We start from the raw sequence: 17,445 nt of genomic DNA on the forward strand, positions 1-17,445 counted from the left end.
AGACGATCATGGCGCCCAGGGCAAGTTGGAAAGGTTATCTCAGACTCAGTCTCGTAAGTTGTCCAGTCAGGCTCTACCCAGCCACCAGTTCAAGTGAACGCATTACCTTCAACCAGCTTCACAAGAAGACTCACAACCGGATCAACATGAAGCCGGTGGATCCGGAGCTCGGGCTTGTCGAACGGTCCGATCTGGTGAAGGGCTACGAATACGAAGACAAGAAATACATCATCATCGAGGACACCGATCTCGAAAGCGTCAAGATCGAATCCAACCACACGATGAACATCGAGGCCTTTGTCGACGAGGGGTCGGTCGACGTCATCTACCAGGATGCACCCTATTATCTCGCGCCCGACGGCGCGATGGCGGAAGAGACCTTCATCGTACTGCGCGAAGCTTTGCGCAAAACCGGCAAGCTGGCGATCGCCCGCCTCGTGCTCTCCAGTCGCGAACGGGTGATCACAATCGGTCCGCGCGAGACCGGCATGTTCGTCTGCACGCTCCGCAACCCGAACGAGGTGCGCGGCACGGCCGAATATTTCGGCAATATTCCGGTCGGAAACCCCGACCCTGAAATGCTGCAGCTGGCCGAAGCGCTCATCGAACAGAAGCTCACGACCTTCGATCCCAAGAATTACGAAGATCGCTATGAGATCGCTCTGATGCAGATGATCCGCGAGAAGCTCAAGGGCCACAAGCCGATCATCGCGGCAGCACCCGAGCGCGGTAACGTCATCAATCTCATGGATGCCTTGAAAGCGAGCCTCTCCCAGACGAAACCGCCGGCCAAGAGCAAGCCCAAGGCCGAGCCAGCGGCCAAACGAACTGCGAAGGCGGCAACGACCAGCGGCAAGCCGGCGGCCAAGAAAAAAGTCTGATGGCGGTTGCAGGGCAGACATTCGGCATCGTCGGCGCCCTTGCCGCGTTTCCTCGCCGATTGGCGGCGCGCGAGGTCGAACGGCAGTTCGGCCATCTGCGGCGCGGCATTACGCGCCAGACCTCGCACCTCGTCTTCGGCCGCAGCCTGCTTTCAACGGCGAGCGACGCGGAGATCGAAGCACGCTTCGACTCGGAAATACGCCAGAACAGACGTCCTCTCAGCGAGAACGGCTTTCTTCGGCTGCTGGGTCTGATGTCGACGCCGGAGGCATCGGCCTTGACGCGGCAGGCGCTCATCGATCAGTCGCGGCTTGCGGCCCGCACCTTCGACCTTCTTTCGCTGTTCGACGCCTTCGAGCATGACAGCGAACCCTATTCCTTCCGCGACCTGATCCTGGCCCGGAAATATGCCGGCCTGATCGACAGCGGCGCCACCTGGAGCGCGATCGCACGGTCAGTGCACCGCTCCGGCTCCGTGGCGGCGCTCACCGCGCTCTCGCTCCATCACGAGGGCGCGGACACGATTTACGCCCGCCGCGCCGAGGGCCTCAGCGAACTCGACGGGCAGTTGCTGTTCGATCTTGGAACGTCCAGCGATGCGGAGCTTGAAGACCTCTTCGCTGAGGCGGAAGCCGCAGAGGAGGACGGCTGCTACGACCAAGCGGCGGCATTCTATCAACGTTGCCTCGCCATCGACCCGACGGACTCCGTCGCCGCCTTCAACCGCGCAAATTGCCTCAAGGCAGCGGGCCGGCAGGTGGAAGCGGCGCATGATTACATCCGCGCGCTCAAACTGGACTCCAGCTTCGTCGAGGCGTGGTTCAATCTAGCCGGGCTCATGGGCGAACGCGGGCGGATCGACGCTGCGCGCCGGTACCTCAAAAAAGCCATCGAACTCGACGGCGACTATGCAGACGCTGTCTTCAACCTGGCGAAACTCGAATTCGACGCAGACAATCTCGCAGAGGCGCGCCACTGGTGGAGGCGCTATCTCGAGCTCGACAAGGATTCGGAGTGGGCACGGGCTGCCGAACGCGGCGTGCAGTTCGTCGACCTCCATCTCCTTCCAAGGAGCGCTGGCTGAGATGGGCGAAAAATTCCTGTTCGACGGACCGGAGGACGCCGCCGTCACCATCCTGCTGGCGCACGGCGCAGGCGCACCGATGGACTCGGCCTCGATGAGCGCGACCGCCAAAGCTCTTGCCGAGGCCGGCTTTCGCGTCGCCCGTTTTGAGTTCGGTTACATGGCGGCGCGTCGGACTTCGGAAGGCCGCAAGCCGCCACCCAGGGCAGAGACGCTGAAGCCGGAATACGAGGCCGCCGTCGCGGCGCTCGGCGCGACCGGCCCGCTCGTCATCGGCGGCAAGTCGATGGGAGGGCGGGTCGCCAGCATGATTGCCGACGGCCTTCACTCGGGCGGTAAAATCGCCGGGCTGCTCTGTCTCGGCTATCCGTTTCATCCGCCGGCCAAACCGGAGCAGCTTCGCACGAAGCATCTCGCAGACTTGAAGACGCCGACATTGATCTGCCAGGGGACACGCGACGAGTTCGGCACCCGCGACGACGTCGCCGGCTACAACCTCTCCGATGCGATCGAAATCCTGTGGCTCGAGGACGGCGACCACGACCTCAAACCGCGCAAGAGCGTGTCGGGCTTTTCGGCTGCCGACCATCTAAAAACGGTGTCCGAAACCGTTCGCGCCTGGGCCGATCGGCTGGTGCGCTGAGCACATGAAGATCGCGACCTTCAACATCAATGGCGTCAACCGGCGGCTCGAGAACCTGCTCGCCTGGCTCACCACGGCCGAACCCGATGTCGTCTGCCTGCAGGAACTCAAGGCCACGGACGGCCAATTCCCCAAGGCAGCAATCGAGGCGGCCGGCTATGGTGCGGTGTGGCGCGGACAGGCCACCTGGAACGGCGTCGCGATCCTCGCGCGCGATTGCGAGCCGATCCTGACCCGGGCGGAGTTGCCCGGCGACCCGTCCGATCCGCAGAGCCGATACATCGAAGCGGCCGTGAACGGCATTCTCATCACCTCGCTCTACGCCCCCAACGGCAATCCGCAGCCCGGACCGAAATTCGACTACAAACTGGCCTGGCATGAACGCCTGAGGCTGCATGCTGCCGAACTGCTGGCGACCGGTCTGCCGGTGGTGCTTGCTGGCGACTACAACGTGGTGCCCGAGCCGCGCGACATCTACCCGACCCGCTCCTACGACGAGAACGCGCTCGTACAACCCGAAAGCCGCGCCGCCTTCCGGCACCTACTCGACCAGGGCTGGCTCGACGCGCTCCGCAATATTTATCCGGAAGAACGGCTTTTCACGTTCTGGGACTACCGCCGGAACCGCTGGCAGCGCGACGCGGGCCTGCGTCTCGACCACGTTCTCTTGAGCCGGAAGCTCACACGCCGGCTCGCAGGTGCCGGCATCGACCGGGACGTGCGCGGCGTCGACGGCGCGAGCGACCACGCACCGGTGTGGATTACGTTGCGAGATTAATAGACCTCCTCCCCGTCCGAGGTCCACAAGGGGGGAGAAGGTGGCGGTAGCGGGATGGGCGGACCTTGCGCCCATCTCCCGAAGGCTAAAACCCGACGCGCCGCCGCGAGGCCATGACATAGAGCGCGCTTGAAAGTGTCGCGACAGCGCAATAGGTGATGGCGCCGAGCGGACCGAAGCCGTCCACGAAGAGACCGCCCAGGATGGCACCGCTGGCGATCCCGACCTGGAACGTGGCGACGATCAAGCCGCCGGTGCTTTCCGCATGGTCTGGCGCTGCGCGCACCATCCAGGTCTGCACGGCGACGGGCAACGCGCCGAAGGCGAAGCCCCAGAGGGTTACCGCAACGGCAGAAATCAGATCAATCGAACCGAGAGTCACAAGAGTCAGCGCCATCGCCGCGATGAGCAGGGTGCCAAGGGTCACAGCCGCGGTAATGCTCCGTTCGATAATGAAGCCGCCGGCGAGGTTGCCGAAAAAGCCGCCGATGCCGTAAGCAAGCAGGATCATCGATATCGCCTCGATGCCGAAGACAGGCACCCTCTCCAAGAAAGGACGAACGTAGGTGAAGCCAGCGAAGTGACCCGATACGAAGAGCATAACCGTGATGATACCGATGCGGATGCTCGGCTTGCGCATGAGGTCGAACAGAAGCCTGAGGCTCGGCACGGATTGCGGTGGCAGGCGCGGTATGCTCGCCATCTGGACGAGGAGCGTCACGAGACCGACCGCTGCGGCCATCAGGAAGGCGGCACGCCAGCCCCAGAGATCACCGATATAGGCACCGACGGGCGCTGCACAGACGGTCGCGACGGAGACGCCGGTGAAGACGATCGACATGGCGCGCGGCACGAGAGCCATCGGCACGAGACGCAGCGCGATCGCCGCCATCATCGACCAGAAGCCGCCGAGCCCGATGCCGAGGACGATCCGGGCGGCAAGGAGCATGGCGAGATTGGTGGCGAAGGCCGCGATCAGGCTGGAGGCGATCAGGGCCAGGGTGAATCCCCAAAGCACCAGCCGGCGATCGAGGCGGCGCGTGATAATCGCTATCGTCAAGCCCGCGACCGCGCCGACGACGGCGGTCGCGGTGACCGCCTGGCCCGCTGTACCTGTGCTGATGCCGAGATCGGCCGCCATCGGCGTTAGGATGCTGACCGGAAGGAACTCTGCGGTGACGAGGCCGAACACGCCGAGTGCAAGCGAGGCCACGCCAGCCCAGGCCGGATCGCTTCGTTCGTCGTTTTCCGGCATCAGTCCGGCATCCAGTGTTGTCGCTGATTCTGTCATGAGAGCGTCTCCGTTGTGTGTTTCGGTTAGATAAGACGTGACGCCCTGGACGTTCCATGCTAGAAATTCCGCAATGCTTGATCATTCGTCCAAAAATGACGCCTCCGCCTCCGAGGATTTCCTAACCGAGCTCTTGCGCGGACTGCGCCTCGACGGGGTTGATTACGTGCGTTGCGAATTGACCGCGCCCTGGGGCATCTCATTTCCGGCGCAGGAGACGGCGCGGTTCCATTTCATCTGCGGGGACTGCTGGTTGCGCGTTCCCGAAGGCGACTGGATCGAGTTGAAACGCGGTGATGCCGTGCTCTTGCCGCGCGGCGGCGAGCACGCATTGGCAAGTTCGCCGGACGAGAGATTGTCGCCGCTCACGGCCTATTCGGCCCAGGAGGTATGCGATTGCGTCTACAACGTCTGCAGTGGCGGGCGTGGTGCAACCACCATCCTTTTCTGCGGAACCCTGCGGTTCAACGTCGACGTGATGCACCCTCTCTTGCGGATGATGCCGGACGTGATGCGCATCGACGCGCTGACCGCCAGCGAACCGGCGATCCCGCATCTGCTTGACGCCATGGCGCGCGAGGTCGGCGCGAGCCGCGTCGGGTCGGGCGGCGTGCTGGCGCGGCTTGCCGACGTGCTGGCTGCACTGATCATCCGCTCTTGGGTGGAACACGGCTGCGGCAATACGAGCGGCTGGGTGGCCGCAGTCCGCCATCCGGCCATTGGCCGGGTGATCGCGGCCATGCATCTCGATCCGGAAAAGAACTGGACGGTCGATTCCCTCGCGAGACTCATGGGCGCTTCCCGCTCCGGCTTCGCACAACAGTTCGCCGCCGTCGTCGGCGAGACGCCGGCGCGCTATCTGGCGCAGGTGCGCATGCATCAGGCGCGCCAATGGCTAACCCGTGACCGTATGCGTATCTCCGTCGTGGCGAGGCGCCTGGGCTACGACTCCGAAGCCTCCTTCAGCCGCGCCTTCAAACGCGTCATCGGCGCACCCCCAAGCCACTATCGTGGCGTCGAGGCGTCGGATGCGCCGGCATTCGGCACGGCCGACGGGTGATCCCAACCTCCTTCCGCTGCATGCGAACGTGGGAAGCAGGAGCGGGCTCCTGCCTCCCTTCCAACTTGAGACGTCAACGAGCGACCCTGGAAGGTTGCGTTGCAAATTCTCGGGCGTCACTGCACAATTATTGTCCCATGGGATGCGCTTCGGCCGCCGCAGGTCGATCATTTAGCCTCACGCCGGCAGTTTGTCGGTGCTGGTACACGTGCAGCCGTGATTAGAAATCGCGACAATCGACGGTGTCATTTGGCGATGTGCGTCCAATCGTGCAGGATAACGAGGCCGGACAAAGCAAGGCACGGAGGCGACCAATGGCGAAAGTGAATGTGGGTTTCATCGGGCTCGGGCTGATGGGTCAGGGCATGGCGACGAACATCGTCAGAAAGGGCTGGCCACTTGCGGTGATGGCGCATCGCAACCGGGCGCCGGTCGAAGCGCTCCTCGCCAAGGGCGCGATGGAAGTCAAAACGCCGCGCGAAATGGCCGAACGATGCGACATCATCGTTCTCTGCGTCACCGGCTCGCCGGAGGTGCTGTCGGTCGTCGAGGGTGCGGACGGCATCGCGGCCGCGGGCAAGCCGCTCACGATCATCGACTGCTCTACCTCCGATCCCTCCGTCACCCTGAAGCTCGCCGAGGATCTGGCCGAAAAAGGGACCACGCTCCTCGACGCGCCGCTCAGCCGCACGCCGGCCGATGCCGCCGCCGGCACGCTCGATGTCATGATCGGCGGCGCTGACGACGATGTGCGGCGTGTCTGGCCGGTGCTCGAATGCTTCGCCGGACGCATCGTTCACACCGGCCCGACCGGCACCGGCCACACCATGAAGCTCCTCAACAACTTTTTGGCGATGGGCTACGCCGCGCTCTATTCCGAGGCCTTGATGCTCGGACGGAAGGCAGGTCTCACCCCTGAAGTCTTCGACAGCGTCATCCGCGGCGGGCGGATGGATTGCCCGTTCTACCAGACATTCTTCCGCTGGGTACTGGAGCGCGACCCGAATGCGCACAAATTCGCCATCCGCAACGCCTTCAAGGACATGAGCTATCTCGCGGCCTTCGCCAACGCGTCCGGCGCCGCCAACCCGATCGGCGCCGCTGTCCGCAATTCCTTCGCCCAAGCCGTCGGCGCTGGTCGCGGCGAAGACTATGTGCCGATGCTGTCCGATTTCATCGCGAAGGCGAACGGGATCAAGTAGTCGCACAGCGAACCGAGGAGTTGCGTCGTGAACTATGCCCACCGCCTAGCGTACCGTGCTCCGTGGACCTAACCCTTCATCCTATTCGTTGCTCCAACCCTTTAACATTAGAAGTCGCTCGCCTTGACCGGATTAGAACCAGGACAGGTCGGCCCCATGAGCCAGGCGGCAGGGTCCACCCCGGGATGGAAGGAGCGCATCGCAGCAGCATTCGAGGTCGAATTCAAGAAGTGGTTGGTCGCGGAATTTCCCGTATCGCCTGCGCCATGTGGGAAGGCGAGAAAACCGCACGTTGTTTTCCGCTCGCGTTCCGCGCTCTAGCCTGATAAAATCAATCGTGAGGCGCACTGGAACCGGGCGCTCCGCTCTATACTGTATAGATACATTGATGGCCGTTAGGCGCCAGATTCTTATTTTAGCTTTATTATATTGGATCAACATTTTTATTGGTCGGTATTGCGAATACCGCCTCAGAGAGGCGAAGATGATAATAGATGTCATTGGATATTCTAGAGAATTTGAGAACATTCGGGAAAATTGGAACAGGGTATATCTTTCGGATCCAGAATCGCATCCTTTACTCTCCTGGACCTGGCTGAACGAATACTTGTCACGCCAAGAACGATGGTTCATTCTGGCCTTGCGGCAGGAGCAGACTGACCATCGCTATGAGGCTTTTCTGCCGCTGGAGGTCACGACTCTCCAGGATGGTGACACGGGGCTTTTCTCAGACCAGCTTCTGATGATCGGCAATCGCGACGGCGGCGCGAGTGGCTTCCTCTGCATGCCCGGCCTGGAGAACGAGGCGGCAGACGCCTTCGTCGGCTTTCTCATGAGCGAGAGTTGGACGAGCATGCGGTTCGAGCTTCGCGAGCCCTCTTCCGCCAGGCTCGAACAATTGCTGCAGGCGTTTCCCGGTGGGCCGCTTGCCCGAATCTCCGAGGATCGAGCGGGAGGCGAGCTGGGCAAGGATCCGGTTCACAGCGTGCTTATCAGAACCCGGACGGGCCGAAACCTGCATGACAGGCTGAACCGCCGCAGCGTCGGCTTCGTGTTCGAGAGGGCAATGGCGCTGCATGTCGAGGGCACGCTCGACGCGGCGGAAGCGGGATATCGTCAAGTGATCCGCACCGTCCCCGGCCATGTGCAAGCCCGCTACGCACTTGCGCAGCTTTGCAGCGACAGGGGCGACCACGCCGAGGCGGAATATCTCTATCGCTGGCTGTTATCGGCGCTTCCCGACGCCGACGAAATCCTTCATCGGCTTGGCGACACGCAGATGGAGCAGGGCTTCTATCGCGAGGCAAGCAAAACCTTCGAGAAACTCGTTGGGCGGTACCCCCATCGGGGCATCATGCGCTATAAGCTCGCAGTCACGCTTCTGGCCGCCGGCCGCAGGGATGCCGCCAGCGCAACCTTTCTCAGTTTCGACGGGATCGCGTCCGACGACTCGGACCACATTCGCTGCAAGCTGAAGGCACGCGAGGTCCTGCGCCGCCTGGAACCCGTCTGCGGCATCGAGCAGCAACCGGAGGTGCACCAGCAGCCGATTTCCGTGTCGACCTGCCCGCTGTTCGGCTACTCGGATCCGGTCCCCGTGCCTTCGGCGCGCGTACAGACATTTGCGCCGTGGTTGCTCGAGCCTTCTCTTCCCAGCGGCGCCTGGGTGCACCTGCACGCCCGATCGTGCGAGCACCACTGCAAGAGCTCGAGGCTGAAGCATTGATGCTTGTCGCCAACAGCAAGCTTGCGGCTGATGCGCTCCGCGGTCTTCGATGGACTGCGAGATCGTCGAGCAGCGCCAGATGGTCCATCGACGACCGTTTCGCGCCGCCATAGCTCACGCCGAGTATCCTGTGCTCGCGGGGCTCCGAAACGCCTGGACGGAAAGTGCCGTCCATATCCCGGCGGTCGACCGTTGAAAAGTATGCCAGGCAAGCGCCATCAGCCGCCGGTATTTTTGGCAGCAAGTGCCACGACGCGGTGCGACTCAGGCAGCTTCTTACCGGGTTTGGATAGTCTTTTCTGCTTTAGGAAGAGGTTCTTTGAACTCTCTCTGTGCCAAGAAGGTCGCGAAGCGAATTCTTCGGCATCGGCTTTGCCAAATGGAAACCCTGCAATTCGTCGCAGCCAAGATTGCGCAGGATCTCGCTCTGCTCCTCGGTCTCCACGCCCTCAGCCGTCGTGCGCAGGCCCTTCGCATGCGCGACGCCAACGATGGACTGCACGATCGCCACGCCACCATCGGGCTGGTCAAATGCTTGGACGAAAGAGCGATCTATCTTTATCCGATCGACCTCCAGGCGCTGCAATCGGCCAAATGAAGAGAAGCCCGTTCCGAAATCGTCAAGTGCGAACTTCACGCCGAACTCGCGCAGTGCCGTGATGTTTTTTTCGCAGATGCCGGCTTCGTCGAGGAGAGCAGTTTCGGTGATCTCAAGCTCCAGTCTCGACGGCTCAATCCCGAACTGCCGCAGCAGCGAGAAAACTTGAGCAGCGTAATGTCGCTGTCCAAGCTCGACCGCGGAGACATTCACTGCAATATCGAGGTCGGGAAACTCACGCGCGGTGGAACAGGCTTCCTTCAGTACGAAAGCGCCTAGCCGATCGATAAGGCCCGAAGTCTCCGCAAGCGGAACGAAGACTTCCGGCGCTATTGCGCCTTTGTTCGGGTGCCGCCAGCGAATGAGAGCTTCAAGCGAGCTTATCTCTTGGGACGCAGCGGAATAGACCGGTTGGTAGAAGACTTCGAGCTGATTGCCAGCTTCCAGCGCCGCTCGCAAATCTTGTTCCAGATCCCGCCTTGTCCTGATCAGTTCGTCCATGTGGGGGCCAAAGATTGCGTACCGGTTCCGCCCGGATGTTTTGGCGTGATAAAGCGCGATATCGGCCTTGCGCGTGATCTCTACTGGATCGGCAGCATTCCCTTTCGCAACCGCCACACCAATCGAGAGCCCGATGAGAACGGGCTGTCCGTCTATCTCGAAAGGTCTACGGATCGCAGCGATCAGAGAGTCGCAGAGATTCTCCACCTCGTCCTGGCGCGAGTGCTCGACCACGATGGTAAATTCATCGCCACCAATCCTGGAAATAACTGCAGCAGCGGGGGCGGTTTCCCTCAGTCGTTTCGCGACTTCGATCATCAGCCGATCGCCGACGGGATGGCCGAGCGTATCATTCACTTGCTTAAAGCGGTCGAGGTCGAGATACAGAAGTGCATTTGTCTGGTCGGCTGCCGAAGCGGCGACCACACCCGCCAGCAACTGATTGAAAGACGCGCGGTTCGCGAGGCCGGTCAACGGATCGTGAAGCGCCAGGTGGTTGAGCTCAGCTTGACTTTGCTGCAGGCGTCTCGACCGCTTCCGCAGTATCATGCTCAGCACGCCCGTGAGTGCGAAAAGACAGAATGCGGCGACCAGAAGGACCGGTGCCGTGGCTTTCGCCACGTCGGCACCGGGTCTGAACGGCAGCCAGGAGAAATATCCGATCGTTTCACCAGACGACGACACGATCGGCGCATAGGATCGCTCCTGGCCAAGGTTTGGCACAACAGAAAAGCGCACATCTTCAAAAACATATTCCTCACCCAGACGGGTAAGGAAATCGCCATCAAGGAAACGGACGGCTACGTGAAGAAACTCCCCGCCGGGCTCCTGCACGATATTGCCGCTGTCCGACACTATCGGCTTCACGCTGACTATCGCCGGCCGGCCGCCGAGACGAACCAAATCGCTCTCCCCGATCGACAGCACCTGTTCGCTTATTCCTGCCTCGTCGCCTACTGCGAGCCTCTTCTGCAACTTGGCAATGAGCGGCATTGCCTCGGGTGCTATGTTCTTGAAAGCGTTCTGCTCGTCGGCCTCTCCGACGAGGAACGCGTATAACGGCCTACGATCCGGGCTGATCACGAATGCGCCGTCATGTCGGAAATAGCTGTGCATCCAGCTACCGAGGTTGGAGTCGATCCACTCACGATCCCATTCCTTCGATACTTTCCTGACCGCATCATCCCAGACGGTGACACTCTCCTGATCGTGGGCGATGCTGTATTGCATCTTGGAAATGACAAGCTCGATGAGCTGCTGCTGGCGTTCGACTGCGACAGCGTCGGACTGCTGAGTTGACCAACGGACGGCCAAATATACGCCACCCATCAGAGTCATCGCGACTAACAAAGGCAGCATCGACTTGAAAACCGCGATGTTGCCAACCGAGAATCTCATTGGCGCTCCTCCCAGGACGCTTTCTTATTGATTGGCTCAATGCTTTCCAAGCGCCGTAAGCTCCTGCATGGGTCTAAATTTTGACGCATGAATTGGTCGGGAGCTGGCGCGGAGTTCCTGTTGCGGGTTGCCGGGAGTGCAAGCGGCTACGATCGAGCGCAGGGTCGACCTAGCGTGGAGAGCTTACGTGAGGGGCCGAGCGGCCGCTATCGCGGTAGTCTACGGCTTTCGGAATAACATGGCATGGGCACTTTGCGGCAGAGCGACCCATCGAGGTCAAGAGCAGCCATCTGTTTGCCTTAGCTACAGAGCAAACGAAGCGCATCCGCTCTCACGATGTCGACGGTCCTTGCATCTCTTAACGCTATGACACTTTTGTCTTTCAGTTTGGACACGACGCGCGATACCGTCTCGATTGTGAGCCCGAGATAATCGGCAATGTCTTGCCGCGACATCGGCAATCTGAGCTCCCGAATGCCTCCCTGCCGGTCTGATAGATCCAATAGGAAGGCCGCGATGCGTTCCATTGCACATTGCCTGCCAAGGACCAGAAGGTGCTCTTGAGCGCGTGCCATGCCGGTCAAGGCAAGGGCGAGAAGTTCTCCTGAATGCTCCTGCATCAGACGCCGGCCGAAAGCTGCCAATCTTGTTTCGGTGATCGCTTCAGCAAAGAAGCGGTGCTTGGTGCCCGCTTCAAAGCCGAACATTTCCCCTGCAATGTGAAAGAATACGACCTGTCGCCGCCCGTCCGAAGCAGGCGGTAAACACGCACGGCTCCAGTGACGACCTGATGGCATTTTTCAGCGGCATCGCCGTGACCATAGATCTCTCGACCGGCCGTCCTTTGTGCGTTCATTTGAACGCGCGGCGCTCTAGAACATCAAATGCCTGCGCGTCTTCACTTCCGGCTAGGTCCGCCACGGTTGCCAGTTGCATTTTCACACTCTACCTTGCCAAAGACTACGAGGCAGTGCGTGTGCGCCCAAAAGCGCGCAGCAACAGGTTTACAGAAACCGCGACCCTGTCGATGTCGGGAATGTCCCGGGAATACCGCCCGGTATAGAGCTTGATGATCATCTTGTCGCGCTCGAACCCGTGTAGATCGAAATGGAGATGGAGGTAATAACGCCGCTCGTCGCCAGAGCGCGTGATGTCCCCTCGCCTCTGGGTCACTTGCTTAAGATCGGTCTCAAGCGGCGCGAAGCCTTCAAGATTGAGCATGACGCGAGTCGACTTGAGCCTGGTCTCGGCAGGAACCGCGACTACCGCCTTGTCGAGCGACAGACTGACCAGGCGCCCTGCTACGCCCTCAACCGCAACCGCCTCGTCGAGTTTGAAGGCCTGAAGGAGGCGCCGCGGCTTCTCGAAACAGATCAGCGAGGCGATGACGAGCACGACGATGTTGATCCCGGACCAGAAAGCCGCGATCGTCGAAAAGGTGCCGCGCGTGTGCGCGGTTTCCGGAACGATGTTGATCAGGAGGCCGAGTGCGGTCACGACGATGAAGCCCGCGATCCAGGTGAACGTATAAGCGTCGAAAGCGCTCTCCTCGTTGCCGCTGCCTTTGGGGGTCACCTTGAAGGGCTTGCCGAACGGCCGCGCAAGGCTTGAAAGAACCGTTGGCAGCATGCGGAAGGTGGCAAAAGTGCCGACCGCGGTGGAGACGAGCGGCAGGTAGCGGGTTGGTGTGATCCACAACATCAGCAGGAAATAGGCGGCCAGCACTGGTACCTGATTGGAAACATAGTCAGTGACGTTCGTAAAATAGAGCGGCAGGGCGCCGAACCAGAGGTAGACGATTGGCACCACGAGTACGCTAAAGCGCACCAGATATTGCACAAGCCAGGACATCGGCAGAAACATGATCCGCTGGAAGAGCGATAGTCCAGGCCCGCGCACCGGGCCATTATGCAGGTAGAGCGTCTGAATGCCGCCTTGGCACCAGCGTTCGCGTTGAACGAAATAGCCGGCCAGGTTCTCGGCCGCCAGGCCCATTGACAGCCGCTCGTTGAGGTAGCGGGTCTTGTAACCCTTGTTCAGCATCGAAAGCGTCGTTAGCAGGTCCTCAGTGATCGACTCGGTCGGGAAGCCTCCAATCGCATCAATCGCCTTGCGACGAGCGATAGAACAGGAGCCGCAGCAGAAACTCACATCCCAACCATCGCGGCTTGGCGCGATCTCATCGAAGAACAGGCGCTGTTCGTCCGGCCAAACGCTCTCCAGGCCAAGGTTGGACTGCACCGGATCGACGTTGAAGAAATGCTGCGGTGTCTGCACGATACCGATCGTCTCGTCCGAGAAGAACGGCAATGTCCGTCTGAGAAAGTTGCGATAGGGCACGAAATCCGCGTCGAACACAGCGATGAAATCGCCGGAACTGACACGCAAGCCGTTGTTCATGTTGCCGGCTTTGGCATGGGCATTGTCGTTTCGCGTCACATGGATCGCGCCGCGCCCTTCGCAGAAGGTCCGGAGCCAAGCACGGCGACCGTCGTCGAGCACATAGACGGTGAGCTTGTCCTTTGGATAGTCGAGCGCCAGCGCCCCGACGATCGTCCTTTCCAGGACGTCCAGAGGCTCGTTGTAGGTTGGTATGAAAACGTCGACAGTCGGTAGGTCGCTTTCACTTCGCGCGAAGAACACGCGTTCGAGTTGGTTCGCCTCGATGCTGCGATCGACATAACGGCTCATCAGGATGAGGAACAGCACCACTTCCGAAAAGGCGAGGACTTCGATGATGAACACAAACCAGACCCAGTAGAAGTTGGCGCCATCATTGGGATAGGGAAGAACGGTCTCAAAAAAACGCCAGGCCAGATACCGCAGGGCAACCATAGCAACGAAGACACAGGTGATCGCCCGCGCCCACGTCCGGTGGCGCGACCAGTTGGACGGCCCGATGAGAAAGAAGGCGATGACCAGGAAGGTCGGAGCGAGCGTTAGAAGAGACTGAACCACAGGCCTTTGATCCATTGCGTGATCCGGAGGTTGTGTTTGGCGATGCGCACCTGCACTGTCCGTCCCACCTGGCAGAAATTGGCGAAGTCCGTATTAAGAGCCGAAGGCTCTAGCATGATGCGGATCCGGGCGTTGCGCTCCTCAGTTTCCGGCTCGTTGGCGGCAAGAGAGTCCTTTTCTATGACAGCCGACGAGCCCTTGAGCGCTTGCACCTGTCCCTTGAAGACTTCGCCGCGTCCCAAGAGTCGAACCTCCGCCTCGCGGCCGGGATAGATCTCGTCGTAATCGACTTCGGGAACGAGAATGTCGACGAACAGCTCGCGACAATCGAGAACGCGCAACATCTCATTGTTCAGCACGACGTTGGAGCCGCCGACAACACTCCTTGCCCAGATCACGCCATCGAAAGGAGACGGGACAGTCGCCGATTCGAGGCTGCGAACACGCTTCTCCTCTTCGATCATTTGCTGTTCGGTCTGGTTTGCCCGCGTCCTATTCTCGGCAATGCGGGTATTGAGATCATTGATGCGAACAATCACCTCGTCCTGGCGCTGGCGGGAGTAAGGCACATCGTTCTGGCCGTCCACGACGACGAATATGCCCTGGCGCACAGCGTCGAGGCGTTGCTGCAGCAATTCCACCGTCAGATTGCTGATCTCGAGCTCGCCGCCGGTGGCGGCTCCGGCGGCCTCGGCCGCCTCAACCATCTTACGGGTGAAGATTCCTTTCGACTCCAGCTCTTGCCGGCGGTCGAGATCGACCTTTGCCACCACATCCTGGGCGCGCGATACCTCGACACGCTTCCGCAGAATCCGCAGCTCCCGTTCCAGGCTGGAAATAGTGGCGCTCTGGAAGACCGAGAGCCGTTCGGCAAGCTGGTCGCGCAGCCTCACAAGCTCGTCGCGCTCGCGCTCCAGCGCCGTGGCGCGATCGAGGGCGGTTCGGTATTCGGCGCGCAGCGACGCCAGAACGGTCCGGTTGACGCGTTCATTGCGAATTGTGGCGAGAGTTTCGCCCTCCGCCACCGGCGTTCCGATCCGGGGCGGCGCCCCAGTGATCTCGCCGTCAATCGGCGCATTTAGGGTTGCGAAGCGCGCGTTGACGGTCCCATCCAGGCTGGTAAGGCCGGTTAATCCAGGCAACAACACGGCGGCAGCGAGTATCAGGAGTAGAATGCCAACTGTAATGCGCGTGATGCGATTGTTTAGGATCATCTGGACCGCCCTTGCCTGCTGCCTGGCAGCGTAGACGGGGAAAATGCTACCGTGTTATTGACACAACCACGCACCGCGATTCTGCCAATGCTCAGCGGATACTCGCCTCCTCGCTCTACGCCTCAGCGGCTTATCTTTTCATCGGCGCGTGATAGCGAAACAACCCTTAAAATTGAGTGTTTCAATAGCAAATCTGTGAAAAGCGCAGTTGATTCGCTAGCCGGGCGGCATTGACCACGACATCTTCCTCGATAAGGTGAATGAGCGATTGCTTTGAAAGCGAACTCTCGATCGACGGCTCGATTAGCAACGGGTAACGGAGAGCAAAAAATGCCCGACGCGGATGCGACGATGTCTGCTTCATCTTCCGCTGAGAGCTACGATCTCGCCAAGGCTGATGAGCTCGTTTCTTTGTACGACGAGAGCTTCCATCTCGTCGACTGTTCGGCAGAACACAGGAAAGCATATGCCGTCGACTCGCTTGTCGAGACCACGCTCTGGCACATCTATCCTGAGCTACTGGCGTCCGGCCCGCGCTCCGCCGTCGAATTCGTCGTTGCAAGCGGACTGCCGCGAACCGTCGAGATAGCCGATGCGGCGTCCGGAAATCGTCGCACACTCATCATCTTCCGCAGTGCTCACGGTATCGGGATCTTTGAAGCGGAAAGAAGCTACCACCAGACATCCAGTCAAAGAGAGAGCGATCGAGCACTCCTGTTGCACCAGGCAACTCACGATGTCTTGACCGGACTGCCAAACCGCCGACGGTTCAGCGATCAGTTGCGAGCCGCCCTGCCCGTACCGAGCGGCGCCAAGCTGGCGCTCATGCAGATCGATCTCGACGACTTCAAACCGATCAATGATACGCTCGGCCACGGCGCCGGCGACACCGTTCTCAAAATGGCGGCGGAACGGATCCGGGGCGTGCTCAAGGAGCGTGAGCTCGCCTATCGGCTGGCCGGCGATGAATTCGCCGTCATCCAGTGGAGGCTCGACCAGCCCAAAGAGGCGGAGCGTCTCGCCGAGGCCATCGTCAACGCCTTCAAGGAGCCCTTCACCGTCGACGGCATCAGCCTGTTTGTCGGCGCGAGCGTCGGTATTGCCATCGCCCCGGCGGACGGAAACGAAATCGAACAGCTGATGAAAGCGGCCGACATCGCGCTCTATGCCGCAAAGAAGGATGGGCGGGGCCGGGCAAGGACATTCACCCGTTCGATGCTGATCGTGCTGGAGCAGCGCGAGATGCTGCGTCGCAGCCTGCGCACCGCCCTTCAGGAGGGGCAGTTCTTCATCGAATACCAGCCCTTCGTGAAACCCCGCTCGTCGGTCGTTGGCTTCGAAGCGCTGTTGCGGTGGCGCCATCCGCTGATCGGCATCATCCCTCCGAGCGTGTTCATTCCCATGGCGGAGGCGGACGGTCTCATGAGCGAGATCGGCCAGTGGATGCTGGAACAGGCCTGCCGGGCCGCCATGACCTGGCCCTCTTACTTCACCGTCGCGGTCAACCTGTCGCCGGCGGAATTCTTGCATGAGGGTCTCACCGATCGCGTCGCGCTGGTCCTCGATCTGACCGGGATCCGCGCCGACCGCCTCGAACTGGAAGTCACCGAATCGGTGCTGCTCGAACGCACCATCAACAATCTCGACACCCTCAACACCTTGAATTTGCTTGGCGTTCAGATTTCCCTCGATGATTTCGGCACCTATTATTCCTCGCTCAGTTATCTCAAGAACTTCCCGTTCGATACGATCAAGATCGACCAGTATTTCATCAAGGATCTTGAGCATGACGAGAAGAGCCAGACGATCGTCAGGTCAATAATCGCGCTCTCGCACGGCCTTGGCATGGACGTCACCGCCGAGGGTGTGGAGACGGAAGGACAGGCCGCCTGGCTTCAGAAGGAGGGCTGCGACCGACTGCACGGCTACTTCTTGGGCTTCCCGATCCCTGCCGAAGCAATCGGCGAATTCTTGCGCAAGTCGGCGGCCCTGCCCATGGTGGGGGCTCTCAGGACCTGACGAGGCTCGAAGTGGCCAGAGAGTCTGGTCATCGCAGCCGGTCGGATATAGTCATGGGAGTAAGCGAATCAGGATTCGCTCATGCAGTCGG

Annotated in this window: 12 protein-coding genes and 1 pseudogene; 8 read left to right on the plus strand and 5 right to left on the minus strand. The window is 60.6% G+C overall.

What is annotated here, in order from left to right; genetic code table 11:
* Positions 1-8: 8 nt before the first annotated feature.
* From ku to GHK62_RS04490, 4 genes are read left to right on the plus strand one after another with little or no spacing between them, the layout of a single operon-like run.
* Entirely contained in the window at positions 9-881 is an 873-nt protein-coding gene (gene ku / locus GHK62_RS04475; protein WP_153437121.1) for a non-homologous end joining protein Ku, read from the plus strand.
* On the plus strand, positions 881-1,966 hold the full coding sequence (locus GHK62_RS04480) for a tetratricopeptide repeat protein (protein WP_153437122.1): 1,086 nt from the start codon (positions 881-883) through the stop codon (positions 1,964-1,966). Before ku ends, GHK62_RS04480 begins: the two co-directional genes overlap by 1 nt.
* Before the next feature lies 1 nt (position 1,967).
* A complete protein-coding gene (locus tag GHK62_RS04485) occupies positions 1,968-2,609 on the plus strand; it encodes an alpha/beta hydrolase family protein (protein ID WP_153437123.1) in 642 nt (213 codons plus the stop codon).
* Between the two features lie 4 nt (positions 2,610-2,613).
* Positions 2,614-3,387 (plus strand): exodeoxyribonuclease III, encoded by a 774-nt coding sequence (locus GHK62_RS04490; RefSeq protein ID WP_153437124.1) that lies wholly within the window; start codon positions 2,614-2,616, stop codon positions 3,385-3,387.
* A gap of 85 nt (positions 3,388-3,472) precedes the next feature.
* Here GHK62_RS04490 and GHK62_RS04495 read toward each other — a convergent pair whose 3' ends face one another.
* On the minus strand, positions 3,473-4,678 hold the full coding sequence (locus tag GHK62_RS04495) for an MFS transporter (RefSeq protein ID WP_153437125.1): 1,206 nt from the start codon (positions 4,676-4,678) through the stop codon (positions 3,473-3,475).
* A gap of 73 nt (positions 4,679-4,751) precedes the next feature.
* On the opposite strand from GHK62_RS04495, the gene GHK62_RS04500 reads away from it, so the two are divergent.
* The 3 genes from GHK62_RS04500 to GHK62_RS04510 all read left to right on the plus strand — a co-directional run bounded on the left by GHK62_RS04500 (position 4,752) and on the right by GHK62_RS04510 (position 8,666).
* Positions 4,752-5,738: an AraC family transcriptional regulator gene (locus GHK62_RS04500; RefSeq protein ID WP_153437126.1), complete on the plus strand. Its 987-nt coding sequence runs from the start codon at positions 4,752-4,754 to the stop codon at positions 5,736-5,738.
* 314 nt (positions 5,739-6,052) lie between these two features.
* Positions 6,053-6,940, plus strand: coding sequence for an NAD(P)-dependent oxidoreductase (locus GHK62_RS04505; protein WP_153437127.1), 888 nt, complete (start codon positions 6,053-6,055; stop codon positions 6,938-6,940).
* A 484-nt stretch (positions 6,941-7,424) separates the two neighbouring features.
* Entirely contained in the window at positions 7,425-8,666 is a 1,242-nt protein-coding gene (locus tag GHK62_RS04510) for a tetratricopeptide repeat protein (protein WP_153437128.1), read from the plus strand.
* 304 nt (positions 8,667-8,970) lie between these two features.
* On the opposite strand, the gene GHK62_RS04515 is transcribed toward GHK62_RS04510, so the two are convergent.
* The 4 genes and pseudogenes from GHK62_RS04515 to GHK62_RS04530 form a co-directional block, all read right to left on the minus strand.
* Positions 8,971-11,163, minus strand: coding sequence for a putative bifunctional diguanylate cyclase/phosphodiesterase (locus GHK62_RS04515; protein ID WP_153437129.1), 2,193 nt, complete (start codon positions 11,161-11,163; stop codon positions 8,971-8,973).
* A 299-nt stretch (positions 11,164-11,462) separates the two neighbouring features.
* Positions 11,463-11,998, minus strand: a pseudogene (locus GHK62_RS04520) (helix-turn-helix domain-containing protein); the annotation flags it as partial.
* A 125-nt stretch (positions 11,999-12,123) separates the two neighbouring features.
* Positions 12,124-14,121, minus strand: a complete 1,998-nt coding sequence (locus GHK62_RS04525; protein ID WP_184108496.1) for a glycosyltransferase family 2 protein — start codon at positions 14,119-14,121, stop codon at positions 12,124-12,126.
* Positions 14,103-15,335, minus strand: coding sequence for an HlyD family secretion protein (locus GHK62_RS04530; protein WP_153437131.1), 1,233 nt, complete (start codon positions 15,333-15,335; stop codon positions 14,103-14,105). Before GHK62_RS04530 ends, GHK62_RS04525 begins: the two co-directional genes overlap by 19 nt.
* Before the next feature lie 330 nt (positions 15,336-15,665).
* Between GHK62_RS04530 and GHK62_RS04535 the strand changes: the two genes are divergently transcribed.
* On the plus strand, positions 15,666-17,354 hold the full coding sequence (locus GHK62_RS04535; RefSeq protein ID WP_153437132.1) for a putative bifunctional diguanylate cyclase/phosphodiesterase: 1,689 nt from the start codon (positions 15,666-15,668) through the stop codon (positions 17,352-17,354).
* The last annotated feature ends 91 nt before the right edge of the window (positions 17,355-17,445 follow it).

Source organism: Sinorhizobium terangae (genome assembly GCF_009601505.1).
Lineage (GTDB): Bacteria > Pseudomonadota > Alphaproteobacteria > Rhizobiales > Rhizobiaceae > Sinorhizobium > Sinorhizobium terangae.

Bases quoted from the DNA above. Each gene is read 5' to 3' on its own strand.
- GHK62_RS04515 (WP_153437129.1), bottom strand. From the start codon at position 11,163: ATGAGATTCTCGGTTGGCAACATCGCGGTTTTCAAGTCGATGCTGCCT.
- GHK62_RS04505 (WP_153437127.1), top strand. From the start codon at position 6,053: ATGGCGAAAGTGAATGTGGGTTTCATCGGGCTCGGGCTGATGGGTCAG.
- GHK62_RS04500 (WP_153437126.1), top strand. From the start codon at position 4,752: ATGCTTGATCATTCGTCCAAAAATGACGCCTCCGCCTCCGAGGATTTC.
- GHK62_RS04535 (WP_153437132.1), top strand. From the start codon at position 15,666: ATGCCCGACGCGGATGCGACGATGTCTGCTTCATCTTCCGCTGAGAGC.
- GHK62_RS04490 (WP_153437124.1), top strand. From the start codon at position 2,614: ATGAAGATCGCGACCTTCAACATCAATGGCGTCAACCGGCGGCTCGAG.
- GHK62_RS04530 (WP_153437131.1), bottom strand. From the start codon at position 15,335: ATGATCCTAAACAATCGCATCACGCGCATTACAGTTGGCATTCTACTC.
- ku (WP_153437121.1), top strand. From the start codon at position 9: ATGGCGCCCAGGGCAAGTTGGAAAGGTTATCTCAGACTCAGTCTCGTA.
- GHK62_RS04510 (WP_153437128.1), top strand. From the start codon at position 7,425: ATGATAATAGATGTCATTGGATATTCTAGAGAATTTGAGAACATTCGG.
- GHK62_RS04495 (WP_153437125.1), bottom strand. From the start codon at position 4,678: ATGACAGAATCAGCGACAACACTGGATGCCGGACTGATGCCGGAAAAC.
- GHK62_RS04480 (WP_153437122.1), top strand. From the start codon at position 881: ATGGCGGTTGCAGGGCAGACATTCGGCATCGTCGGCGCCCTTGCCGCG.
- GHK62_RS04485 (WP_153437123.1), top strand. From the start codon at position 1,968: ATGGGCGAAAAATTCCTGTTCGACGGACCGGAGGACGCCGCCGTCACC.